This is a genomic window from Synechococcus sp. W60.3 (assembly GCF_047502615.1).
In the GTDB taxonomy this organism is placed as follows: Bacteria; Cyanobacteriota; Cyanobacteriia; order Thermostichales; family Thermostichaceae; genus Thermostichus.
Genome location: NZ_JANSHJ010000043.1, coordinates 8936 through 13888, shown reverse-complemented (window position 1 = coordinate 13888; position 4953 = coordinate 8936). Strand labels below are relative to the sequence as shown.

Annotated in this window: 8 protein-coding genes; 1 reads left to right on the top strand and 7 read right to left on the bottom strand. The window is 59.1% G+C overall.

What is annotated here, in order from left to right:
• A partial coding sequence (locus NW846_RS11625) for an ACT domain-containing protein (RefSeq protein ID WP_414516092.1) occupies nt 1-433 on the bottom strand: 433 nt, incomplete at its 3' end.
• Nucleotides 434-441: 8 nt separating this feature from the next.
• Between NW846_RS11625 and NW846_RS11620 the strand changes: the two genes are divergently transcribed.
• On the top strand, nt 442-1029 hold the full coding sequence (locus NW846_RS11620; RefSeq protein ID WP_414516090.1) for a chromophore lyase CpcT/CpeT: 588 nt from the start codon (nt 442-444) through the stop codon (nt 1027-1029).
• A gap of 4 nt (nt 1030-1033) precedes the next feature.
• Here the strand turns inward: NW846_RS11620 and NW846_RS11615 are convergent, their stop codons facing one another.
• From NW846_RS11615 to NW846_RS11590, 6 genes are all read right to left on the bottom strand, one after another.
• Complete coding sequence (locus NW846_RS11615) at nt 1034-1336, bottom strand: hypothetical protein (protein ID WP_414423903.1); 303 nt, start codon at nt 1334-1336, stop codon at nt 1034-1036.
• Nucleotides 1337-1443: 107 nt separating this feature from the next.
• Entirely contained in the window at nt 1444-2055 is a 612-nt protein-coding gene (locus NW846_RS11610) for an ATP-dependent Clp protease proteolytic subunit (RefSeq protein ID WP_011432257.1), read from the bottom strand.
• The gene (locus tag NW846_RS11605) at nt 2003-2380 is read right to left on the bottom strand and encodes a Uma2 family endonuclease (protein WP_414381172.1); all 378 of its coding nucleotides are present in this window, start codon (nt 2378-2380) and stop codon (nt 2003-2005) included. The genes NW846_RS11610 and NW846_RS11605 overlap by 53 nt, the downstream gene beginning before the upstream one ends.
• Entirely contained in the window at nt 2377-2646 is a 270-nt protein-coding gene (locus tag NW846_RS11600) for a hypothetical protein (protein WP_414516087.1), read from the bottom strand. Before NW846_RS11600 ends, NW846_RS11605 begins: the two co-directional genes overlap by 4 nt.
• A gap of 17 nt (nt 2647-2663) precedes the next feature.
• The gene (locus tag NW846_RS11595) at nt 2664-3299 is read right to left on the bottom strand and encodes an ATP-dependent Clp protease proteolytic subunit (protein WP_414381174.1); all 636 of its coding nucleotides are present in this window, start codon (nt 3297-3299) and stop codon (nt 2664-2666) included.
• 127 nt (nt 3300-3426) lie between these two features.
• Nucleotides 3427-4953 (bottom strand): ATP-dependent Clp protease ATP-binding subunit (locus NW846_RS11590; protein ID WP_414516085.1); only part of this gene is annotated, 1527 nt, incomplete at its 5' end.

The window sequence follows — 4953 nt, the reverse complement described above, 5'->3', positions numbered from 1 at the left end:
TGCCTACACTGTTGCCCTTGATGGTGTACTCATAGACCGCGGCAGGGTTGGCAGCAATTTCTAGGGAAACCCGCCCTACCCCCGGCGTGTAGGCCATGGCCAGATCGGCGGCGCTCTCCAGGGGGCTTTTGGCCACCACTTGCAGTTTTCCCCCTCGATGCAGCTCAAAGGTGCGATCTACCACCCGCTCCACTTTCACATTGGGTAGGGCAGCCACGGCGGCGCGAATTTGCTGGGCATGCTCGCTGCTGACGGCATCCACCGCGATCTCCCGTACCGTCTCCGCAGGGGATTGGTGGATGAGGTCGATCTGGCTGAGGCTGCCTCCCACTTCCGCAATGGCCTGGGTGACGCGGGCTAGGGCTCCCGGCTGGTTGAGCAGGCGAATGCGCAGGGCAATGCTATAGCTAGAGCTGGGGGTAAGTTTTGTCATAGCTCCCTATGGTAGACGAAAAATCCAATTCCGACTTGTACACCTTGGCCGATTGGCTGGAGGGCTACTACAGCAACCGCGCCCAGGCGATGGCAGAGCCGGTGTGGTTTGTGCCGGTCAGCCTTTGGTACGTGCGCCTTCCCCACCTGTTCTTGGAGGGGATCGGCTTTTTTACCGAGCAATTTAACCAGCACACGCCGGGCCAGTTTTATCGCAGCCGGGTGCTCCAGGTATTGGGGGATCCCTTGCGGATCGAGAACTACAAATTGCGGGATCAAGCAGCTTGGGCAGGTGCCTCTCAGGATCCGCAGCGCTTGGCGCAGCTCTCCTTGGCCGACCTGGAGCATTTGCCCGGTTGTCGCATTTTGGTGGAAAAGCGCCCAGACTGCTACCACGGCGAAATGCTGCCAGGTGGAGAATGTCGTCTGAACCCCGGGGATAGCACCTATATCCACATCGAGTTCGACCTCACCCCCAGCGAATTCATCACCTGGGATCGGGGCTTTGACGCCGCCACTGGCCAACAAACCTGGGGATCCCGCGCCGGACCCTACCGTTACCAAAAAGGGATCCCACCGGCTCCTCTTCAGGTCTGAACCTTCAAAACAGGAAGGGAAACAGATCTCGAAACCCTTTGCGCAGCCTGAGCAAAAAGATCAGCCGTTCCACCTCGGGGGAGACGGATCCGGTTTCGGGCCGAGCTGCCAAGGCTTCCTGGAGTTCTAGAGCTTCGTCGGCGGTGAGGGGCTGATTATCGACCGGAGAGCGAGCCCGCAAATCTGGCTGCGCCCGCAGCACCTCTTCCGGGATCTCATCGGCAGGGGGCAGTGCCCAAGCTTCCGGCCAAAGCAGCAGCAGACCCGCGCAGCAGCCCAGTCCTGCACTCCAGAGCCGTTGGCCCATCCGACCGGTTCTCCTAGCGTTGTCCACTGAACTCCACCCCTTGAAGGGATCCCTCCCAACCTTTCCCAACCCCTCGACCTGTTGCTGGGGGAAAGGGGGGGATCCCTTTAGCTGGCCATGGCTTCCGAGCGCTCTTGGATCACCCGATCTACGATGCCGTAAGCCTGAGCTTCCGTGGCCGAGAGGTAAAAGTCTCGCTCCACATCCCGCTCGATTTTCTCCAGCGGTTGGCCGGTGGTTTGCGCCAAGATCTCGTTCATGCGTCGTTTGACTCGCAGAGTTTCGCGGGCGCGAATTTCAATGTCGCTGGCTTGGCCTTGGATCGTGCCCAGCGAAGGCTGGTGCAGCATGATGCGGGAGTGGGGCAGGGCAAACCGCTTGCCCTTGGTGCCAGCAGCCAACAAAAAGGCTCCCATCGAAGCCGCTTGGCCCACGCAAACCGTAACGATATCTGGCTTGATGTGGTTCATGGTGTCGTAGATGGCCATGCCCGCCGTCACAGAGCCCCCGGGAGAATTGATGTACATCACAATGTCCTTTTGCGGATCCTGCGAGTTGAGGTAGAGCATCACCCCCACGATGGTATTGGCCAAGCTATCGTCAATGGGCTCGCCGATAAACAAAATCCGCTCTTGGTACAGGCGATCGTCAAGGCTAATCCACTGGCTATAGGGCTCGCCGGGCAAACGGTAGGGAACCCGAGGCACTCCAATCGGCATAAGTTTCTCCTGGCAAAGTATGAAACACAGAACGACGCGCTTGTAAGATATCTTCCGCGCTCAAATCCAGCTGGGGCAAAACCGAGGAAACAATGCGTCCAGATCCAGTTTTGACCTCGCCTTCGTATTCTCCGCCAACCCAGCGCACCGCGGAAACGGACTGCTTGGCTGGATCCACTGGGATCCCACGGGCAGCATAATCTTTGCGCTTGTCTTGATCATCGCGTTTTTCATGGTCCACTCCGGGGCAAACCACCTCCTCCACCAGCAGCGGCGGGGGCATGGGCAGCCGAATGGTTCCGCGACCGTTTCCCAGCAAGCTCACATAGCGGGATGTAAAGCCATCACCTCTGGATTGCGCAACCGAGCCTTGGCTGCGGGCACTTCGACCTCAACTTGGCCCAAGCTGAGGCGTTGGATGGGCAAAAACTTGGGCAATTCCGCAACCAGAAACAGCTCAATGAGGGTGTTCATACGCTCCTCGGCTTCCCGAATGGACCCGTCTTCAGGTTCAACCCATCCTTCATAAAGCCCGTCCGTGAGGCGTAGGTACTCCCCCACCGTCAAAGGCTGTACGGGAACTTGAACCATCGACGGATCCCTCTGCTTCAGTTTTTGGCTGCTGCTAACCTCGGCAAGACTTTGGAACTGGTCAGCACCTGATCGATGAGGCCGTAGGCTTTGGCTTCCTCTGGTGTCATGAAAAATAGCCGCTCCGTGTCCTTCTTGATGCGCTCCATAGGCTGGCCCGTGCTGCGGGACAGTTGCTCCAGCATCATGTTGCGCAAAGTCAGAATCTCGCGGGTGCGAATTTCAATGTCGCTGGCCTGTCCGCGGGTGCCACCGTAGGGTTGATGGAGCACGATGGTGGCATTGGGCAAACTGGCCCGAAATCCCTTGGCCCCTGCAGCCAACAACATGGCCGCCATCCCAATCGCATTGCCGATGCAGATAGTATGCACAGGCGGCTTGATGTAGTTCATGGTGTCCAGAATGGCAAAGGCCGCTGTGTCGTAGTTATAGGTGCCCGTCGAGTTGATGTACATCTTGATCGGCTTTTCCCGATCCTCGTACTGCAGATACAGCAGTTGCTCGATGATCAGCTTGGTGACGTTGGCATTCGACTCCTCTGCAAGGGGCAAGCCCAGGTAGACAATGCGCTCCTGCAGCAGCAGCGAAGCCAAATCTGGGGGTGGGGTACGAACCGGAGCGCCGCCATAGTAGTAGTAGGTCGATTGCACCATGCCAGAGATCTCCTACGCCTGGGTCTGTTCAACTGAAAAACACCAGAAAAACAACACTTGAGGACCACAAGGGATCCGCAGCATCCCAACGGATCCCTTGCAGTCTGAGGACCTCTCAAAGCCAGCTTTACTCCGCCCCTTGAGGCAAGAGAACCCGCTCCGGCTCCGTGACCAGCACCTTGGGCTTGCGCTCCTCATCCACATCGATGAGCACCTCCGATCCCTCCCGGACATGCCCAGTCAGGATCTCTTCCGCCAGGATGTCTTCCAGCAGGCGTTGGATGGCGCGGCGCAGCGGGCGTGCCCCGTAGCTGGGGTTATACCCCTCCTCCACCACCAAGTCTTTGAAGCGGTCGCTGACCGTAAGGCGGATTTTCTTCTCCGTCATGCGGTCAAACACTTCCTTGAGCAGGATGTCGGCAATCTGCTTCACCTCATCCTTGGTCAGTTGCCGGAAGACGATGATCTCGTCCACGCGGTTGAGGAACTCCGGACGGAAGTACTGCTTCAGCTCCTCATTCACCAGGTTGCGGATGCGGTTGTAGTTGGCATCCTCGTCGTTGGTGTTGAACTCGAAGCCGAGGCTGCCGCCGCCCTTCTCGATGACCTTCGAGCCGATGTTAGAGGTCATCACGATCAGGGTGTTCTTGAAGTCCACCGTGCGGCCTTTGGCATCGGTCAGGCGGCCATCCTCCAGGATTTGCAGCAATAGGTTAAACACATCCGGGTGCGCCTTCTCGATCTCGTCGAAGAGCACCACCGTGTAGGGGCGGCGCCGCACCGCTTCTGTGAGCTGACCCCCCTCGTTGTAGCCCACATAGCCCGGCGGGGATCCGATCAGCTTGCTGACCGTGTGCCGCTCCATGTATTCCGACATGTCGAGGCGGATCATGGCCGACTCAGAACCGAAGAAGTAAGCTGCCAAAGCCTTGGTCAGCTCGGTTTTGCCCACCCCTGTTGGGCCGGAGAAGATGAAGCTGGCGATGGGGCGGTTGGGATTTTTCAGCCCCACCCGAGCGCGGCGGATGGCCCGGGAGATGGCCCGCACCGCTTCGTCTTGGCCGATGATGCGCTGGTGCAGGGTTTCTTCCATGTTCAGCAGCTTCACCGACTCGCTTTCCGTCAGCTTGGCCACCGGCACCCCCGTCCAGGCACTGACCACTTGGGCCACGTCCTCTTCGGTTACTTCGGGCATCTCGCTGCGGCTGCTTTCTTCCGCCTTCTTAGCAGCGGCAATGGCGCGGATCTGCTGCTTGATCTCCATCTCCCGATCCCGCAGCTCACCAGCCTTGTCGAAGTTCTGGGCCCGCACCGCAGCGTCTTTCTCCTTGAGCACTCGCCGCAGCTCTTGATCCAGCTCCCGCGCCGCCGGGGGCAGTTGAGAGTTGATCAGGCGCACCCGCGAAGCAGCCTCGTCGATCAAATCGATGGCCTTATCCGGCAGGAAGCGGTCGGAGATGTACTGGTCGGCCAGCTTGGCTGCCGCATCCAAGGCGGCATCGGAGATCTTCAGCTTGTGGTGCTGCTCGTAGCGCTCCCGCAGGCCAAACAGGATCTCGATCGTCTCTGAAACGCTCGGCTCGCCCACCATGATGGGCTGGAAGCGACGCTCCAGGGCGGCATCCCGCTCGATGTGCTTGCGGTACTCATCCAG

What these genes read in the sequence shown, in the direction of transcription:
- NW846_RS11595 (WP_414381174.1), bottom strand. Translation starts at nt 3,299, where the DNA reads ATGGTGCAATCGACCTACTACTACTATGGCGGCGCTCCGGTTCGTACC.
- NW846_RS11610 (WP_011432257.1), bottom strand. Translation starts at nt 2,055, where the DNA reads ATGCCGATTGGAGTGCCTCGGGTTCCCTACCGTTTGCCCGGCGAGCCC.
- NW846_RS11620 (WP_414516090.1), top strand. Translation starts at nt 442, where the DNA reads ATGGTAGACGAAAAATCCAATTCCGACTTGTACACCTTGGCCGATTGG.
- NW846_RS11600 (WP_414516087.1), bottom strand. Translation starts at nt 2,646, where the DNA reads ATGGTTCAAGTTCCCGTACAGCCTTTGACGGTGGGGGAGTACCTACGC.
- NW846_RS11615 (WP_414423903.1), bottom strand. Translation starts at nt 1,336, where the DNA reads ATGGGCCAACGGCTCTGGAGTGCAGGACTGGGCTGCTGCGCGGGTCTG.